At 66.5% G+C, this 16553-nt stretch carries 20 protein-coding genes; 8 read left to right on the top strand and 12 right to left on the bottom strand.

Translation table 11 applies throughout. The annotated features are described in order from the left end of the window. Positions 1 to 55 precede the first annotated feature (55 nt). The 4 genes from ABD714_RS13410 (at position 56) to ABD714_RS13395 (ending at position 3749) form a co-directional block, all read left to right on the top strand. Positions 56 to 1000, top strand: a complete 945-nt coding sequence (locus tag ABD714_RS13410) for a site-specific integrase (RefSeq protein WP_344812881.1) — start codon at positions 56 to 58, stop codon at positions 998 to 1000. A 338-nt stretch (positions 1001 to 1338) separates the two neighbouring features. After that, positions 1339 to 2085, top strand: a complete 747-nt coding sequence (locus ABD714_RS13405; RefSeq protein ID WP_344812880.1) for a hypothetical protein — start codon at positions 1339 to 1341, stop codon at positions 2083 to 2085. Further along, complete coding sequence (locus tag ABD714_RS13400; RefSeq protein ID WP_344812879.1) at positions 2082 to 2282, top strand: hypothetical protein; 201 nt, start codon at positions 2082 to 2084, stop codon at positions 2280 to 2282. The genes ABD714_RS13405 and ABD714_RS13400 overlap by 4 nt, the downstream gene beginning before the upstream one ends. Positions 2283 to 3377: 1095 nt before the next feature. Further along, positions 3378 to 3749, top strand: coding sequence for a hypothetical protein (locus ABD714_RS13395; RefSeq protein WP_344812878.1), 372 nt, complete (start codon positions 3378 to 3380; stop codon positions 3747 to 3749). Between the two features lie 120 nt (positions 3750 to 3869). Here ABD714_RS13395 and ABD714_RS13390 read toward each other — a convergent pair whose 3' ends face one another. Together ABD714_RS13390 and ABD714_RS13385 are read right to left on the bottom strand one after the other, a co-directional pair. Continuing rightward, positions 3870 to 4997, bottom strand: coding sequence for an XRE family transcriptional regulator (locus ABD714_RS13390; protein ID WP_344812877.1), 1128 nt, complete (start codon positions 4995 to 4997; stop codon positions 3870 to 3872). Next, positions 4994 to 5680 (bottom strand): hypothetical protein, encoded by a 687-nt coding sequence (locus ABD714_RS13385; RefSeq protein WP_344812876.1) that lies wholly within the window; start codon positions 5678 to 5680, stop codon positions 4994 to 4996. The genes ABD714_RS13390 and ABD714_RS13385 overlap by 4 nt, the downstream gene beginning before the upstream one ends. A gap of 150 nt (positions 5681 to 5830) precedes the next feature. Between ABD714_RS13385 and ABD714_RS13380 the strand changes: the two genes are divergently transcribed. The 3 genes from ABD714_RS13380 (at position 5831) to ABD714_RS13370 (ending at position 8364) form a co-directional block, all read left to right on the top strand. Then, entirely contained in the window at positions 5831 to 6376 is a 546-nt protein-coding gene (locus tag ABD714_RS13380; protein ID WP_344812875.1) for a helix-turn-helix domain-containing protein, read from the top strand. Between the two features lie 36 nt (positions 6377 to 6412). Further along, entirely contained in the window at positions 6413 to 7009 is a 597-nt protein-coding gene (locus ABD714_RS13375) for a PIN domain-containing protein (RefSeq protein ID WP_344812874.1), read from the top strand. 308 nt (positions 7010 to 7317) lie between these two features. Further along, positions 7318 to 8364: a pentapeptide repeat-containing protein gene (locus ABD714_RS13370; protein ID WP_344812921.1), complete on the top strand. Its 1047-nt coding sequence runs from the start codon at positions 7318 to 7320 to the stop codon at positions 8362 to 8364. 45 nt (positions 8365 to 8409) lie between these two features. Here the strand turns inward: ABD714_RS13370 and ABD714_RS13365 are convergent, their stop codons facing one another. The 8 genes from ABD714_RS13365 to ABD714_RS13330 form a co-directional block, all read right to left on the bottom strand. Continuing rightward, the gene (locus ABD714_RS13365) at positions 8410 to 8793 is read right to left on the bottom strand and encodes a transcriptional regulator (protein WP_344812873.1); all 384 of its coding nucleotides are present in this window, start codon (positions 8791 to 8793) and stop codon (positions 8410 to 8412) included. A gap of 60 nt (positions 8794 to 8853) precedes the next feature. Beyond that, a complete protein-coding gene (locus ABD714_RS13360; protein WP_344812871.1) occupies positions 8854 to 9291 on the bottom strand; it encodes a DUF192 domain-containing protein in 438 nt (145 codons plus the stop codon). Between the two features lie 46 nt (positions 9292 to 9337). Continuing rightward, positions 9338 to 9802, bottom strand: a complete 465-nt coding sequence (locus ABD714_RS13355; RefSeq protein ID WP_344812869.1) for a hypothetical protein — start codon at positions 9800 to 9802, stop codon at positions 9338 to 9340. Beyond that, positions 9795 to 10514, bottom strand: a complete 720-nt coding sequence (locus ABD714_RS13350; protein ID WP_344812868.1) for a hypothetical protein — start codon at positions 10512 to 10514, stop codon at positions 9795 to 9797. The genes ABD714_RS13355 and ABD714_RS13350 overlap by 8 nt, the downstream gene beginning before the upstream one ends. Before the next feature lie 557 nt (positions 10515 to 11071). Continuing rightward, the gene (locus ABD714_RS13345) at positions 11072 to 11266 is read right to left on the bottom strand and encodes a hypothetical protein (protein ID WP_344812867.1); all 195 of its coding nucleotides are present in this window, start codon (positions 11264 to 11266) and stop codon (positions 11072 to 11074) included. Between the two features lie 89 nt (positions 11267 to 11355). Continuing rightward, on the bottom strand, positions 11356 to 12318 hold the full coding sequence (locus ABD714_RS13340) for a DUF4192 domain-containing protein (RefSeq protein ID WP_344812866.1): 963 nt from the start codon (positions 12316 to 12318) through the stop codon (positions 11356 to 11358). Positions 12319 to 12790: 472 nt separating this feature from the next. Next, on the bottom strand, positions 12791 to 14266 hold the full coding sequence (locus ABD714_RS13335; RefSeq protein ID WP_344812865.1) for a ParB/RepB/Spo0J family partition protein: 1476 nt from the start codon (positions 14264 to 14266) through the stop codon (positions 12791 to 12793). Positions 14267 to 14572: 306 nt separating this feature from the next. Then, positions 14573 to 15151 carry a hypothetical protein gene (locus ABD714_RS13330; protein WP_344812864.1) on the bottom strand — a complete coding sequence of 193 codons (579 nt, stop codon included), beginning with the start codon at positions 15149 to 15151 and terminating at the stop codon, positions 14573 to 14575. 125 nt (positions 15152 to 15276) lie between these two features. Between ABD714_RS13330 and ABD714_RS13325 the strand changes: the two genes are divergently transcribed. Continuing rightward, entirely contained in the window at positions 15277 to 15849 is a 573-nt protein-coding gene (locus tag ABD714_RS13325; RefSeq protein ID WP_344812863.1) for an SHOCT domain-containing protein, read from the top strand. On the opposite strand, the gene ABD714_RS13320 is transcribed toward ABD714_RS13325, so the two are convergent. Further along, positions 15832 to 16371, bottom strand: coding sequence for a hypothetical protein (locus tag ABD714_RS13320; RefSeq protein ID WP_344812862.1), 540 nt, complete (start codon positions 16369 to 16371; stop codon positions 15832 to 15834). The two genes, ABD714_RS13325 and ABD714_RS13320, sit on opposite strands and share 18 nt — an antisense overlap. 10 nt (positions 16372 to 16381) lie before the next feature. Next, positions 16382 to 16549 carry a hypothetical protein gene (locus tag ABD714_RS13315; protein ID WP_344812861.1) on the bottom strand — a complete coding sequence of 56 codons (168 nt, stop codon included), beginning with the start codon at positions 16547 to 16549 and terminating at the stop codon, positions 16382 to 16384. Positions 16550 to 16553 lie beyond the last annotated feature (4 nt).

Raw genomic sequence — 16553 nt, 5'->3', positions numbered from 1 at the left:
AGACGCAGCTGAGCTCCTCGGCGATGCGCCTCTTTCTGCCGCTGAGGCCGGATACGTGCAGGCCGCCCGGGCAGCAAACACGCTGCGCGGCTACCGCTCGGACTGGACCGAGTTCTCCAGCTGGTGCGCAGAGCACGACCACGAGCCTCTCCCCGCGGCCGCCGCGGCAATCTCGGCCTACCTGACCACCCTGGCCGGCCACGGCGCCAAGGTCGGCACCATGAGCCGCCGCCTCTCGGCAATCCGGTTCGCCCACCGGCTCCGCGACCTGCCCGACCCCACCGAGAACGCCCGCGTCGTCGCCGTCTGGGAAGGCATCCGCCGCACCCACAACACCCGACCCGAGCAGGCCGCCCCCCTCATGCCGCCGCAGTTGTGGGACGTCCTCGACGCCTGCCCCACCACCAAGACCTGGAAAACACCGAACCGACCCAAGGAACCGCACCTGGCCGGCCTCCGCGACCGAGCCCTGATCCTGGTCGGGTTCGTCGCCGCCCTCCGCCGTAGCGAACTCGTCGGCCTCGACGTCGCAGACCTGGCCGAGCACCCCAACGGCATGGTGATCCAGCTGAGCCGGTCCAAGACCAACCAGCGCGGCGACGTCGACGAACTCGTGGTCCTCCCCCGCGGCACACTCCCCCGACGCTGCCCCGTCGCCGCCCTGCAAACCTGGCTCGAGGCGGCGCACATCACCGATGGGCCTCTGTTCCGGGCCGTCAGCAAAGGCAACCGCGCCCTCGAGCGCCGGCTCACCGCCGGCGTCGTCAACACCGTGGTCCAGGCCGCGGTCGTCCGCGCCGGGCTGGTCGACGAGGCCCAGGCTGGCGGCTACTCCGCCCACAGCCTCCGAGCCGGCTTCGTCACCTACGCCCACGCCCGCGGCGCTTCCGACCGCGCGATCGCCCACCAGACCCGGCACCGATCGCTGCACACGGTCGGGACCTACATCCGCGTCGACACCGCCTGGGACGACAACGCCGCAACGGCACTCGGGCTGTAGGCCAAGTTGGGACTGTAGGCCGATGAATCGGCGAGTTATCGCGCGTCGAAGATCCACCGCTCTCCCGCCACAAGACCGTGGATCGGCCGCGGCGTGGGCATGTGGGCCATCCGGTCGTCACTTGGGTCTTGCACGGTCGTTCGGGGATTTCACACGGGAGTCAGATAGAGGGGGCTGCCGCGGCAAGTCAAAGCTGGCACATACGTTATCTCAGTGCCCCCCAAGGCGTCACAATGGTGCGTGTAACAACGACTACTGAGAGCGGGGTACGAACGGTGACTCACACCACCCCTCAACCGCCTCCCGCTCTGACACAGCAGGAGACCATCGAGGATCTCTTGACCCAGTCCAAGCGAGAATCTCTCCCTATCCGCAAGACCTTCCTCCAGAGTGGGCGAGGGAAGACCACGATCCCAGGACCGCTCGCAACGTTCGTGTCTGCTCACGATCAGCGAGGGCTTGATGCCTACCTCATCGTGCACGCTCTAGCTAGCGCGAAGCCATGGAACTGCGACTACCCCTCGGGCACCTATGTCCGTGCTCTCGATCTCGGCAGCGATGCCGAGCCTGCATCCGCACGCAGTGCCGTCTCAAAGGTGATGGGCCGACTGGAAGACCGAGGTCTCGTCAAGCGGTCCCGATCGGGTCGCATCTCCTCGATCACTCTGCTCCGAGAAGACGGCAGCGGACAACCCTACGATCATCCGCACGATCAAGGTGAGACGTGGTTGCAGCTGCCCTACTCCTACTGGACCAAGGGCTGGTACAAGAAGCTCAGCTTGCCAGCGAAGGCCTTGCTGCTTGTGGCACTTAGCCGACCTGATGGTTTTGTGCTGCCAGCCGAACGGGGACCCGCTTGGTATGGCATCTCACCTGACAGCACTGAACGCGGCCTCCGCGAGCTTGCCAACCACGGGATCCTCGACTACGGCCAGGGTTGGACCAAGAACCAGCGATCAGAAACCGGCTGGATCGAGCAGCGGCAGTACCGTCTGCTGGGGGACTTCTCCGCTGGGGCCCGCAAGGCTCTCAGCGCCAAAAGCAAGCGGAGCAGGACTCCATCCGATCAGGGCAGTGCGTCATGAGCACTCAACCACAACCCGCTCACCCAAAGCCGCTGCTCTCGCTTCGATCTTTGGTGCTGATCCTGGTGGCTCTACTCATCGGCGGTGCAGCCACCACACTCATGATCATGACTGGTGGGATTGTTTCAGTGGCAGTCTTTGCTGGTGCTGGTGCCTTCGCCGGCTGCTTGAAGCTCCTGCACGATCTCGTTGAGTAGACCGGGTCACCGAACTCGTCACCGAAACCTCTGCTCAACGCCTTCGCTGACGACGGGTGGAGAGTCCCAGAACGAACGATTCCGGTCGACTCTGTGTCACTCAAACAGCTCAGCCCAGAGTCAAACGGGGCGGCAGCCGTAGTCGGGTCCGCGTACCGACATGCACTGCCAGTCTTGCTGCCTTGACGACGTGAAGTCAGCGCTTCTGAGCTCGTACGTCCAATCGCGCGTCGTCCCTCCGCAACCGACGCTGACGGTCCAGTCCAGTCGTCGAGGCAGATCGCGCTCGAAAGAGGCTGTGGAAGGCGAGCCGGCCCTCACCCATCTGGCGAACCCCGACTCATCGGTGCCAGCCTTGACCCAGATGCCTACGACATCTTCTCCATCGACACAGGTCACCGTTCCCCGAACGGTGCGCGGAAACCCGACCACGGCGCCGTACAGCGTCGCTGAAATCAGCAGAGCGGCCAGTACCCCACCTACTACCCATCTGACCAGTCGGGCGTCGAGCCTGAATGGACCGCCCCTCCGCTGATCCGGATACGCACCTTCGACTGCTACCTGCTCGAGCAAGTCGTCTGCCGGCTCCGATGCATGTTCTAGTGAGGGATGGGCGGCGTCGGTGGCATCCTCGGTCCGCTCTGAAGCTCAGGTGGGGTCGCAGTAGGCCTCCAAGCGCGGGCCCTGTCATACCGCCCCTGCCACTCTCTCGGCCGTCCACCGCAAGCCAGAACGTATGCCTCGAGGGTGTTCCACGACGGGCAGCGATGACCTGCAGCGGCAGCGCTGAGCGCCTTGGCCTGTCGCGGGGTCGACGTGGCCTGCGTCCGGGACGCGAGCTCCTCGTAGGTAGACACCCCCGCTGATCGACGAAGCTGTCGCAGGTCTTGAGCCAGCGCCTGGACAGGGTCAGCCGCAGGGTCGATCCGCCGTTCCGGACGCCCCATCGGTCCCCCTTTTCACGCTCAGTTCTCTACGCAATTCTCCAGTACTCCACAACTTGCAGAGGTCAACGACGGCGACCTCTACAACGAGACATGGGCTCGTGTGGAGCTGCCGAACCGACGGCGGCGCGAGTCAGCAAAGGAGTACAACATGCAGAACATCGGTACCGAACCGACGCGGGCGCGGCGCCGCCTGTTGGCGGTGATCGCCACGCTGGTCCTGGCGATCGCGGCGGCCCTGCTGCCGGCTTCCAAGGCCGCCGCCGTCCCGGAGATCACCGGCAACGTGGTCGAGCACTACCAGTGGTGTTACAACCGGAAGCCGATACCTTCCTGGGCCGGGTCGTCTTGGTACATAACCGCGGTCGGCTCCAGTGGAGGCGTGACCTGCCAGTGGTGGGTCATGTACGACAACAAGTTCGTTCCCGTACGGGTCGACACCTGGTATACGTGGGACACCGTCTGCCGCAGCCTCGGCTGGCGCGGAGGCTACTGGAACGGCGTCGCCCGCTGCTACAGGTAACTGCTGGACCCGGGCAGGTGGGTCACGCGAATGCACGGACGCCTGCCCGGGCGAGTTCCTCCCGACCAGAGCCGTCCACGTTGGAATCAACCGTCTGGCTGGCGTCAATGCCGAGCAGGGTCAGGCCAAGGTGAGCTTCGGGCGGGTGTCCCCCCCACCAATCAGGTCGTGGATGCGGTCAGGCTGCCAGCGGAGTTCCGCGGCCAGTTCGCGGGGGCCCACTCCGACCCGTTGGGTCAATGCGATCGCCCGACGCAGCATCGTCGGCACCTCACCCTCATAGCGGTGAATGGGACTAGTGCCCGCAAGCTCACGTACTGCGTTCAACCGCACGTACGCCCGGCGGATGGTGACATCGGAAACCATCCGCAACTCACTCATCCGACGGATCAGAGAGTCGGGCGAGACACCCCAGGTTTGCGCGAGACGGCTGAGGGCCGCAAGATCCATTCGCGAGGGGAGCAGCGATCGCATCGCCCCCTCGGGCGTGAGAAACTCTGCGGCAAACTCGTCTGCCTGCCTTTCAGCGGCAATGTTTTCGGCCGGCTGGCCCTGGTGCAGGACCAGGTGCCCCAGCTCGTGTGCGCAAGTGAATCGATGGCGGTACACGTCGTTGGACCGGCGGGGGGTGGAAATCACGATGGGACGATCAGCGATGACAGTGGAGAAGGCATCGACCCGATCGATGCCGCTGTCCTCATGGGAGAGCACAACCACAACACCATTGAGTTCCATCGTCGCAACGAGATGCTTGACAGGCCCTCGGGGAAGGCGCCAATGCTTTCTGACGGCCTGGGCAGCGGCACGCGGCGTAGCGTCAGACACATCCGAGGGCAGGTTCACCTCGGGCAGATGCACGTGCCGCTCGAGCGCGCAGACCAGTTCCCATACCTGCTCGGCAGTGGCCAAGGCACGGTCTCTGTCGGCCGCCCGTAACGATCGCAAGCTCCGAAAATGGGCGTCACCGGTGTCGACCCGGGCGAGCGGTCTGCCGCCAGCAAAGAACCTCACGTCGTGACCCAGCACACGCGCGAGGTCCAGGAGCAGACGGGGCCGAGGATGCGTCAGACCGCTCTCGTACTGGCTGACCGCCGTTGGCGATACCCCCACGGCTGCGGCCAGCTCCTTCTTCGTCATGCCGGCCAAAACCCGCGCCTGGGTAAGCCGTGCAGGCTCGAACAAGGTGACGACATCCGCGGCCGCTTCCTCAGATTCACTGAAGAGGCTGCGCTGGAAATCCCCCGTCACGGGCCGACACGTTCATTCACGGCCGCGCGGAGAGCGATGCGTGGAGCTGGCGGGGTGCCGTGGTGGAAGTCGGCCGAGCCGACGGCGATCAACTTCGTTGATGCAACGTCGTCGAACAAGACCTCGTGGCTCAACCAATTGACCATGCCGTCGACCAGCGAAACCTCGCCCCACTCGATCCGCCGAAGCCGCTCGGCACTGGAGGTCATCGCCACCAAGACCACACGGAGGTGCCGCTCGGAAGCCTGACCGAACGCCTCCTCCACCTCTGCATCAACAGCCTCCGGCGGGGACGACGGCTCGAAGTTAAGGAGGTCTTGGGAGAGTGAGACCGACCAGAGACCCTGCCGCGTAGGAGACGTCCCGAAAGACACCTCAGACGGTTCGTGGCCGCCGGGAGGGCGCCATGGGAAGAGCAGCGCATCACCGATGACGAACACGTCATAGGGGGCTCGTCTGAGCTTGATCCGCTGGACGTCGAATCGGGCACCCAACCGGGCGCCCAACGACAGCCACAACGACCGCCAGATCAGGGCGTAGACGCCGGCACCTGGCTGCTTAGAAACGGTTTGAGCTGCTGCCAGATCCTCATGCGCCTCGGTCAACGCCTCCACCAACGAGCGGGCAAGCTCGCGCTCCTCCTCCACGTCAATGTTCAGCACGGAAGCGCCCCGATCCGCCATAGCAGTACCCTCCGAATCTTCATTCACAACCGCTACGGTAGCACCAGTGCTTCACTTTTTGACGAGTATCGATCATCTCACCAAAAAGGCTAGGCGCTAAACGCAGCAAGCGCAACCATCATACGAAAGTTGCGTTTAAGGAGAGAAGCGATGGCTACGGTGGCGCTCAAGCAAGAGACCTATCTACCCGACGACGAAGGTGATGTGGGTCGCGTCTACGACTTCCTCGCTGCTCGCGAGCGGGCAGGTATGGATCAGCCCGAACCCCGGTGCCTCCTCGCCGGTCCTGATCCGGACGATCATGTCGAGCTCCCAGCCCACGTCTATCAGGTCCTACGCCAGGTGGTCGAGGCAATGCGCGAGAACCTTGCTGTGACCGTAGTTCCTCAAACGCAGACGCTGACCACCCAACAGGCTGCGGACCTTCTAGGCGTGAGCAGACCCACGGTCATCAAGCTGCTCGATGAGGGCAAGATCCCGTTCGACAGGGCTGGTACCCATCGTCGAATTCTTCTCCACGAGTTGCTGACCTATCGAGCTCAGCGACGCGAGGAGCAGTACCAGGCGCTGGCTGCCATGGCGGCAGATCCCCTCGATGAGGATGATCCTGTCGCGGTCATGGACACACTCAAGGCGGCTCGCGAAGCTGCAGCCGCAGCCCGGCAAAAGCGATCGGCAGAGAAAAGTTCGGTTTAGGCATCTAAGAATGGCGGAGCCTGCAACACTAGCCCGGTGTTTGCCGCCGTCTTGGACACCTGCGTGCTGTGGCCGAGCCTGCAGCGGGACATCCTGGTCTCTTTCGCCATCGAGGGGATCTACCGCCCGCTGTGGAGCTCGGCCATCCTGGATGAGCTCGAGATATGTGAAACCGCGAAGCTGGTTAAGCGAGGAACGCCGTCACAAGATGCGGACCTGAACGCACAGAACCTGATCAAAGAGTTGCGGCGAAACTTCGACGACGCCGAAGTGGAAGGATGGGAGAAGCTGGAGGGCACCTTCGGGCTGCCTGACGCGAAGGACGAGCATGTTGTTGCCGCTGCTGTGGTCGGCGGCGCGGGCGCAATCGTCACTTCGAACCTCAAAGACTTTCCCCACGCTACATCACCACCGCCTCCCACCTTGGTGCCCCGCAGTATCCAAGTGATTCCGCCGGATGAGTTCGCATTGAACACGGTCAGTGTCGATCCGGTCGGTTCCCGGAGAGCGATCTATGAGGTTGCTTCTCGAAGCGGTCGGCACGGGTCGAAACTCACTGTCGACATGATCTTCGATCAAATGGAGCGCGTCTACAAGATGGGCGATGCTGTCGCCGTGCTGAAGGGGATCTGACCCCGCGCCGACGTGCAATTGATGGACGCAAAGACGGGTCGTCGACTGACTGGGTGCTGATAGGCGAACCTCGGTTGTGTCAGCAAGAGCTAGTGCACGTCAAACCCTAGAAGGGTGGCTGCCTTGTGGTCTAGCATCGGAAACGGATTGCCCCGTGCTTCGCGTGCGGGGCAATCCTTACCGCCAAGCAGGTTGGCTTCGGGTGAAAGTGACATGCCATGGGTGGAGTCCGCTCGCCGATGAATCCATCCGGTCGACCACTCTCTCGGCGGAGTCCAATACATGCCGCCGTGGCTGTCGCTGTGATCATGATGTTCGGTCTGACGCTCACCAGCTGTGCTTCCGCAAACGAGGTCACCGGAACATCAGCTGAGCTGGCTGACCACAAGCTGAAAGAAGAGATCCGGAAGCTCAAGTTCGAAACCGACCGAGCATCCAGTCCGCTGGGAGTTGTGATCGCAGTCGGCCCCTTCGTGACGGTCATCATCGCTGCCCTGACCTTCGGTCTGGCCGTCTTCAAGCAGGCCTCGGACCGTGACAAGGACCGCCTGGCGCGAGTTGACCAGCAAGACAAGGACAGGGAGTCCAGGGAAGACCAGCAGGCGAAGGACCGGCAGGCCCGGTTCGATGCCCAGTTCACCACCGCAGCAGCCCAGGTCGCGGCCACCGAAGAAGGCTTGCAGGTAGCTGGTGCGGCATCCCTTCTCCGGCTGCAGGACTCCGCTGACGATCAGATGCAGAAGGAGATCGTGCTCTACTGCGCGACCCAGCTACGGATCGGCACAACGCCGAAGGTGGGACCCATCATCAAAGAAGTCCTGGCTGCCGCGTTGCGTCGACTAATTACCGACCCGGGCGATCCTCAGCGACTGAAGGCGCTGAACCTCGAGGGTGCGAACCTGAGCGGGATCGACCTCAGCGGAGTGGATCTTCGGAACGTTCGGATCAACTTGACAAGGGCCGACCTGAGCGACGCCAACCTCAGCCGCGCTGATCTCAGACGGACCCGTGCCCCTCGCACCGTTTTCGTGGGAGCCACGTGCGAGAACACGAACTTTGGCCCCGCCAAGCTCGGCGGAGCCGACTTCCGCCGAGCACGATTAGGTGGGGCCCGGATGGCGTCGGCCAATCTCCAGGGCTGCGATTTGTCAGGTGCCAGCCTCCGCGGGGCCGAGCTGCAGTCAACGCACTTCGAACGAGCGATCCTGAATCCCACAGACTTTGCCCACGCTAACGTCAACGACGCCTACTTCTCCGGCGCCATCATGGCGGCCGCGACCCTCGAGAGCTTGAAGACAGTCAAGAACAGAGACAAGGCTCACGGGCTACCTCCTCTCGGCGGAGCAACCCCCTAGCTAAGTCGAATCCGAACCTGCCGCACGCCACGATCGCTCTTTACCTCAGTGCTGCCCCGGCCCGTTGAGAGCGCCTTGGACGGGCGTGGCGGGTCGCAACTCGGAAAATCGGGTCTCCCACATCTCACTTACCCGCCGAGGGAGCAGCAACTCCGGCCACACCACGATCAGCTGGTCCCGATTGAGGATCTGCACCAGGTCCTCGACGGTCCCCTCCGCCAGGACCGCACGGTAGGCCAGCCCGCGACCACCTGGCTCGTCAAGATCAATGCCTGCCCCACTCGGCGCCCACAGCACCGAATGGGGCAGCTTCACCACACCGCTTGCCGGTCCGCGCAGCTGGTTCAGGTCGTCGACTATCGCGTACGGCTTGATGTCGCGGAAGAACACCCGTCCGTCGCTCGGGGTAGTGCTTGACTCACTGGTCACGGCGGATCTCCTCCCCCTGCCTATCGGAAACGCTATAGATCCGGTTCTGGAGCCAGGGGATCAGGGCAGTTCTTCAACGGTGACGACTGTCCCTGGCGCGACCGAGCCCAACGAGTGGGCTGGCACCTCTAGGAGGGCATCGACGGGGCTGGGTGAGGTCCAGCGGGGGCATGCGCTCTCGCCGGCTTCGGCGCAGGTGGCGAGGGTGTCTCTTGCTACAACTCTGCCGTCAGCGATCCAGGCGATGTCGAGGGGGAAACGCATGCCAGCCATCCAGACCTGCTGTTCGCTGAGACTGCCGAACTGGAAGAGCATGCCTGTGCCGGCGGGCAGGGTCTGGCGGTTGCCGAGCCCTGCCCGTTGTTGATCGGCGGTCTGGGCGAGTTCGACCCGGTATGTGAGCGACCCAATGGTGACGGCGGCGTACGTGGTCTTGGCGCTGGCCGGGGAGCATCCGACAACAGTCAGCAGGACGGCCAGCAGGGCAGCAGCCGCCATCCGTGAATATCGCTGCACCGTTTCCCCAATCCCCCACCGCCGCTGGTCAGCGGCGTTTGCGGCCGGCGCCTTGGTGCTCGTTGCCGGTCTTGCGGAGCTGGTCGACGATCTCGTCGGCGGTCATCGTGGCGGCGAGCCGTTCGAGGGCGAGCCGCACGATCGCGCTGCGAGAGATGGCGATGCGGGGCCGGCTGGTCTTGCCGGCGTGGGTGATTTCCTCGAGGTACAGGTCGTCGCTGGCCTCGAGGTAGATCGACATCTTGATCGTCGGCTCCTGCACAGTGGACTCCCCCGCAGCGGGCTTCTCCTTCGCCGCCGGCGCGGGCGTCGGCGCTGGCACCGCTGCAGTCGTCGTCTCCGGCTCGACGGCCGGCGCCGCGGCCTCGACCGGCGCCGACGGTGCGAGCTCGGCGACCTGGACGGGGGTGGAGCGGGGTGGGTTCCGCGGGCTGGGGATGCTGCGGCTGCGGCTCTTCCGCTTCTCGTCGAGCATGCTGAGACCGTCAGGCATTGACGTACTCCTTCACGAAGGCGGCGAGGGACTGCATGGCGGTGGCGACGGGCTGGAGGGCTTTGCTGGGTGGGTCTTCGCTGGTGATGGCCATCCGCTTCTTACGGGTTCCCACGGCGAGGGCGGCGGGGATGGGGGCGGCGACCTGGACGGGGGTGCCGGCGATGATGCTGCGGAGCCGGCGCACCTCGGCAGCAGGGGGTACGGCGGGCACGAAGTTGGGGACAAGGACGACGGGGTAGTCGGCGAGCTCGTTGACCATGTGCTCGGTGCCGTCGAGGTCGGAGTTCCGCAGCGGGACGGGGGTGACGATGACGTTGGCGATCGACAGGGCCCCGTTGGTGATCTCGCTGGCCCCGGGATGGGTGTCGATGACCACCCACTCGCGGCCCCACTCCCCCGCCCACTTCGCCAGCGCATCGGCGGTGTCTTCAGCGGTCGGCTGCATGCTCTCCAGGTCGGGGTGGCCGGGCAGCAGGTCGGGCTTGTTGAACCCCTTCAGCAGCCTGGGCGGGGTGCCTTTGGCGAATGCGGTCAGGATCGGTGAGGTGGCGCGGTCTTCGTACCGGTAGCCCCACTTGCGGGTCACTCCCCCGGACTCCCATTCCAGGTCGACCAGCGGCGCGTTCAGCAGCCACGCCAGCTCGTAGGCGACGGTGGACTTTCCCACCCCGCCCTTGCGGGAATGGCAGACGACGAACTTCGTTCCCATACGCCTGATTCTCAGACGCCACGGCGTTGTGCAGCTGCAGGCGCGCAGCGTTGGGCGTGTCGAACGCTGAAACGCTTGAGCGGTGTAACCGCGCAACGCTTTGCTGTTGAAACAGCAGAGCGTTGAGGAGTTGTCGACGTTCAACGCTCCAGCGTTGTGGCGCTGCGGCATTTGAGGAGCGGAGCGTTTTGCCGTCTGGCGGTTTAAGCCCTGCGACGCTTCACAGTTGCGCCTCCACAGCGCCGTAACGTTTGGTCGTTACAGCGTTGTGCTGTTGTAGCGCTATAACGCTGTCAGTCAAGGAGGCGGTCGAGCTTGTCTGGGGTGGTTCCGCGGGAGGGGTCGCGCCAGCGGAGGTCGACGGGCCGGTGGGTAACGCGGGACCAGAGGGCGGCCGCTCGTCGGAGTCGTTGGATCATCGTGTCCTCCACGTGGTCAGGGTAGGGGAGTGGGCAGCGTGTGGGCGGGGGTGGGCTCGATGCCCCTCCCGTCCGCCAACCGCCACTGGGGGGTGAGAGTGACGCGGTCTCACCCTCCGGTGTCGGGTCAGGGTTTGGTCAGGTGTCGGGGCCTCCGGCGCAGTCGGCTTCCCACCAGGCGTCCATGCGGTCGGCGTAGGTGGGGGAGGGGTCGTCGTGGGTGTCGGCGTGCGCGGCGCTGGCGTCGTGGGCGTCGCGGCGGTTGTCGGCTTCGGCGGTCCAGTCGCAGACGTCGCAGTCGGCGTAGTGGGTCCAGTTGTCGCGGTACGGCATCGGTGCGTCCTTCCTGGGGGTGTGGGGGCTGGTGGGTCCGGGGTGGGGGGCCTGTGGTCATCCCCCATCCCCGGACGTCTGACGGCGGCCTACAGGTCCCGCCGCAGGTCCTCCCACAGCGACGGGTGGACCTGCCGGATGAGGAGTTCGGCGGCGAGGTCGCGCAGGCTGGCGCCGGGTCCGTCGCCGAGGGACCGGGCCCGGTCGAGGGCGACGTTGGCGAGGGCTCCGTCTCCGGCGATCCAGGCGGTCAGGCCGAGGCAGGCCAGGACGGGGAGGGCGTCGTCGTCGGGGGTGAGGGCTGCGACCGCCTGCCACATGGCGGCCATGGCGGCACCGTTGCCCCGGTTGACCAGGGTGAATACGGCGTCGCGGGGCTGGACGAGGCGGATGCGGGCGGCGATGTAGGCGGCTTCCTCGGCGATCACGGTGGTCGGCTGCTGTAGGTAGGCGGCGATCCAGCGGACGACGTCCTCGGTCAGGGTGACCGTCTGCTCGGGGGTGGGGTGAGCGGGGATCGGGTCGAGGGACCGGCCGAGGGCGTAGTCCTCGGTGGTGGCGGCGTCGGGGGCGGCGATGCTGTCGGCGAGGTCGGCGCGGGTGCCGAGCGCATAGGTGCCGTGCTGGGCGAACTGGGCGGCGACGGTGCCGGTGTGGGTGGGGTAGGGGTTGGTCCAGTTGATGGTGTGGGGCTGGTCGGGGTCGACGGTGGTCCAGCCGGGCAGGGTGGCGAGGACGGCGAGCCGGACCTGGGTGGGGTCGAGGTGGCTCAGCAGGGCTTGCATGGTGGTGCGGGCCTCGTCCTGGTCGGCGGTGTAGAGGACGAAGACGGCGGCGTGGTGGCGGGTCAGCATCTCCACGATCTGGCTGGTCATGGTGTGGCTGTCTGTGGGGGTGTCGGGGAGGTCGAACCGGGCGGTGACGGCGAGCAGAGTGCCTGCGGGGGTGTGCTCGAGGAACAGGCCGACCAGGCTGTCGGTGGGGTAGAACCGGAGCAGGGCGGGGACGGCGTCGAGGACGTCGGTGGGGGTGGCGATGCGGATGTCAGCCATGAGGGGCTCCTGGGGTGAGTCGGCAGGGGAACCGGTGTCGGGTGCTCTATCTCGCCCCGCCCGTTTTTTTCCCCTTCTGGGTGGCTGTGAAGTGCCCGGTGAGGCCGGCGGAGGCCACCCTCGAAGACCTGGAGCGAAGTTTCCGGGGCGGAGCCGGACCCGGAGGGCCGGAAAGTTCGTGGAGGGCGCGGAGCTCGCGGAGCGGGGTTGCCGAGCCGGCTGTCCGGGCACGATGGAGACGCCAGAAGGGAAAAGGTCAGCTCTGTGACAGCGCCGGCCGTGGCCGGCTCGATGTCCGACGCGTCAGCGTTCGGTGGTCTGTTCCGGGGGCCGCCGACTCACTGGCAGGGGCGTGCAGCTGCAGCTGCAGCTGCACGCCACGGTGCGGGGACGGTCGGCGGCCGCCGTGAAACCCGCTGTGACCAGGGAGGGAGTCCCGGTAGATGGTCCGGGACTTCCCTCCGCGGCGGGGCTAGTCGGTCGGGTCCTCGTCGGGGCTGGTGAGCATCCGGTCTTCGAGGTCGCTGGTGGGGTAGCCCCAGTCCTTGAGCCGGGCGAGGGTGTCGAGGTCGTGGCTGCTGGGGTTGCGCCAGGTGTTCGGGTGGGTGCGTTCCTCCCACATCGCGACGGCGACGGCGAGGCCGATCTGGAGGGCTCGTTTCGGGCTGGCGGTGCCGGTGGCGTCGGCGGCGGCGGCGCGTTGTTCGCTGGCGGCGGTCCAGCTGGTGGTGTCGTCGCGGCCCGGGAATCCGGCCAGGGTCAGGGCCTCGTGGCTGGCGGTCTCGTGGCCGTGTCCGCCGATCAGGACGCGGGCCAGGTAGGCCTCGGCGCCGGTGGGGGCGGTCTTGCGCTGGGCGAACGTCGTGATCCAGGTGCGGCGGACCTGGGTGGCGGCCTTCCACGCCTTGTTCGACTCGATCACGTTCCGTCGGGCGGCGGTCGCGGCTTCCCGTTCGGTGTCGGTCATGTCCGCAACGCGCTTCGTCCCGGACGGGCTGGCGTTGGTGCTGGCGTAGCGGTCGTGGTGGCCGTGGGCGGCGAAGTCGGTGCACACGTACCCGGCGACCAGCACCTGCACCTGCTGTGGCCAGGACTCGTCCTCGTCGCCGTCCTGGTTGTCGTCCTGGTCGTCGACGTCGTCGGCGGGCTCTTGGTCGTCGGTGGTGGGGGTGCGCCAGGCGGTGGTGATGTAGGCGGCGTGGCCGGGGCACTGGGCGTGGGTGTCGGGGGTGAGGTCGGTGCCGTCGTCGTCGGTGAGCCTGCTGAGGCGGCGGATGGGGGTGGTGTCGCCGTAGCCGGGGTCGTCGATGACGGTGAGGCTTTGGTCGGTGAGGACGGCGGCGAACTCGGCGCGGTGGGCCGACTCGGCGCGGTCGTCGCGGAGCCGTTGGGCGAGGTGGTCGAACCGTCCGGTCGCGGCGGCGGCGAGGAGGGCTTCGACGGCGTCGGGGTCGTCGTCGAACTCGGTGAGGGCGGCGGCCTGGTCGAGGGTCAGTTGGTCGGCGTACTCCCTCAGGGCGGGGGCCTGCGCGGCGGCCTTGGCGGCCTGGACGGTGGCTTTCGGGGTGGCGGTCCGCTTGGCGATCTGGTGGTCGGAGAGTCCGGCGAGGGCCATCTGTTCGATGGCGGTGATGCGTTCGCTGTTGGTGAGGGGCGCGCGGTGCTCGTTCTCGACGTACTGGTCGACGAGTCGGTCGGTGTCGGCGGGTGGGGTGTCGCTGACGAGGGCGGGGATGGTGTCGCGTCCGGCGGCGCGGGCGGCGAGGGTGCGGCGTTGTCCGACGAGGACGGTGAGGGTGCCGTCGCCGTCGCGGTACAGCAGGACGGGCTCGAGGACGCCGCGTTCGCGGATGGAGGCGACGAAGTCGGTGTCGAGGCGGGGGTCGAGGCGGACGTTGTCGCCGATGGTGATGTGGGTGGGGTTGATCTGCTCGTAGGTCTGGGTCACGGGTGGTTCCTTCCGGCACGTGGGGGACGGTGTCGGTGGCTGTGGTTGCCCCGCCCGTCGTTTTCCCCTTTTGGGTGATCGGGTGAGGGCCCGGTGAGGCCGGCGGAGGCCACCCTGGGACACCCGGAGGGGAGTTTCCGGGGCGGAGCCGGACCCGGAGGGCCGGAAAGTCCCTGGAGGGCGCGTAGCGGGGTTGCCGCAGTCGGCTGTCCGGGCACGATGGAGACATCCAGAAGGGGAAAGGCCGAAAGCCTGGGAGTGGCTGTCCCGGCGGAGCCGGGTCCCTGCAGGTGGTGTGACCGCTGGTCAGCCCGGTAGTGCCGGCGGGCCTGGTTCTACCGATGGGGGATCGGCCGGCGTAAGGGGATCGTCCGGTGGGCTGGCGTGGTCGTCGGGTCGGGTGTGGTGGCGGAGGCGGTCGCGGAGCCGCCGGAGGTCGTTGAGGGCTTCGGCGACTTCGTCGGCGAGCTGGTCGGCGTGGGCGGGGTCGAGGTGGTCGATGTTGACCCGGCGGGAGGAGTGCGCGTTCTTGACGATCTCGGCCAGCAGCTTCTCCACGCTCTGCCAGCCGTGGGACCGGCCCGGGGTGCGGGGGACAGCGGCTTGGCCGGAGGCGACAGCGTGCAGCTGGTCGGTGTCGTCGAGGTCGGCGTCGGCGCGGGCGAGGAGCAGGAACTGGACCTTCCGACCGTCAGCACGGGGGCTCCACAGGTGCAGAGCTTGGACGTTGCTGCTGCGGGCGTAGGTGTTAGCAGCGCGGTGGGCGGAGTTGAGTTCAGACCGGGTCGGTCGGCGGCCGACGTGAGCTTCGACGACCTGACTGACCGCGATCACCGGCCTGCTGCTCAGGGCGTCGTCGAACACCTCGTACCACGACACATGCACAACAGATGAGCCTAGAGGTGTTGTCCACTCGCCCTGTTGGTGCGGGCAACCGAGAGCAGACCGGTCCCATCATCGATTTCCTACGATTCACGAAATCATGGCGGGTGATGTCCTACTGTGCGGTCATGACACAGACGCCTCAGGATCCTCGTTCAGCGATCTGGCGACCCGGTGATGTGTGGGTCGCGGTCGGGAAGCCGCTGACGGGGATGGGTGCGCACAAGGTGCGTCTGAACGAGGAGTTTCTGTTCTTCGAGAAGGGGACGCTGCGCACTGACTCCCAGCAGGTGCCCTTGGCGCAGATATGGGACGTCGACGCGATGCAGTCGATGGTGCAGAAGAGCCGGGGTGTCGGCAGCATCCGCGTGCACGTCGGTCGAGGCAACCGGATGGAGTTCGTCCTCTTGGAGGACTTGCCCGACTTCCGGGAGGGCGTCGACAAGATCAACGAACTGTCTCGACGTGCACGGCAGGCGGAGCAGCAGCGGCGGAACACGCAACACATCACCTACCAAGGGCAGCCCGCCCACCAGCCGTACCCGTCGGCGCCAGCACCAGCGGTCGAGCCAGCACCCCAGAAACCGTCGTCAGAGGAGATTTTCGGTCAGCTGGAGCGGCTCGGGGATCTTCGCGACAAGGGCTACATCACCGACGACGACTTCAACGCTAAGAAGGCGGAACTACTCAGCCGCCTCTGACGAGTCGCCGGCGCGGCGCATGAGGACCAGATACCGGCTCGCCCGGTCGTGCCAGGTGAGCAGCTGGTGGTCCAGGGTGGCGTCGCCGGCACGGGCGAGATCGCGAGCAGCTCGGCGGGCGGCGTGGGCCTCGTTGCTGGTGGGCCGGCGGCCGAGGTGGTCGGCGGCGGTGGGCAGGACTGCAATCGTCGGTTGCTGCTCGAGGGCCTGCAGAAGGACGTGATGCCAGGGTCCGCGCCGGGTGAGGCCGCGCTGGGACCGGATCTCGTGGTAGCGGGTGCGGGCAGCGTCGGGATGGATCCCGAGGCGGGTCGAGATCTCCTCGAAGCTCACCCCGGCCTCGTACAACTTGGCGATCGCCTCCGACGACACGGCCAGGCGGGGCCGGCCGGTAGGGCGGATCGGTTCGCCGGCAGCGTGGAGGATCCGTCGGATCGTGTGGCGGGAGGTGTGGTGCTGGTCGGCGAGCGTGAGCATCGACGCGCCCTGGCGGTAGCGGGCGATGATGGCGTCGACGTCCACAGCGCGGAGCCTAGGACGCGGTGAGCGGGCGGTCGACGCGGTAGGCGGTGACGATCCACCCGTCGCCGAGCTGCTCGTGCACGGCTTGGCGGGCACGCTCGTAGGTGTCGGCATCGACTTCGACCTGTTCGAGCTCGTCATTGTCGGGTCGGCGGATGGTCGCAGTCAGGTGCAGCACGACT

Origin of the sequence: Microlunatus aurantiacus (genome assembly GCF_039536605.1) — a bacterium.
Taxonomy (GTDB): Bacteria; Actinomycetota; Actinomycetes; order Propionibacteriales; family Propionibacteriaceae; genus Microlunatus; species Microlunatus aurantiacus.
The sequence above is the reverse complement of the archived record's forward strand: the minus strand, read 5'-3'. Positions and strand labels throughout refer to the sequence as shown.

What these genes read in the sequence shown, in the direction of transcription:
- ABD714_RS13370 (WP_344812921.1), top strand. Translation starts at nt 7,318, where the DNA reads ATGATGTTCGGTCTGACGCTCACCAGCTGTGCTTCCGCAAACGAGGTC.
- ABD714_RS13345 (WP_344812867.1), bottom strand. Translation starts at nt 11,266, where the DNA reads ATGCCGTACCGCGACAACTGGACCCACTACGCCGACTGCGACGTCTGC.
- ABD714_RS13385 (WP_344812876.1), bottom strand. Translation starts at nt 5,680, where the DNA reads ATGGCGGATCGGGGCGCTTCCGTGCTGAACATTGACGTGGAGGAGGAG.
- ABD714_RS13360 (WP_344812871.1), bottom strand. Translation starts at nt 9,291, where the DNA reads ATGGCGGCTGCTGCCCTGCTGGCCGTCCTGCTGACTGTTGTCGGATGC.
- ABD714_RS13400 (WP_344812879.1), top strand. Translation starts at nt 2,082, where the DNA reads ATGAGCACTCAACCACAACCCGCTCACCCAAAGCCGCTGCTCTCGCTT.
- ABD714_RS13380 (WP_344812875.1), top strand. Translation starts at nt 5,831, where the DNA reads ATGGCTACGGTGGCGCTCAAGCAAGAGACCTATCTACCCGACGACGAA.
- ABD714_RS13325 (WP_344812863.1), top strand. Translation starts at nt 15,277, where the DNA reads ATGACACAGACGCCTCAGGATCCTCGTTCAGCGATCTGGCGACCCGGT.
- ABD714_RS13350 (WP_344812868.1), bottom strand. Translation starts at nt 10,514, where the DNA reads ATGGGAACGAAGTTCGTCGTCTGCCATTCCCGCAAGGGCGGGGTGGGA.
- ABD714_RS13355 (WP_344812869.1), bottom strand. Translation starts at nt 9,802, where the DNA reads ATGCCTGACGGTCTCAGCATGCTCGACGAGAAGCGGAAGAGCCGCAGC.
- ABD714_RS13340 (WP_344812866.1), bottom strand. Translation starts at nt 12,318, where the DNA reads ATGGCTGACATCCGCATCGCCACCCCCACCGACGTCCTCGACGCCGTC.
- ABD714_RS13395 (WP_344812878.1), top strand. Translation starts at nt 3,378, where the DNA reads ATGCAGAACATCGGTACCGAACCGACGCGGGCGCGGCGCCGCCTGTTG.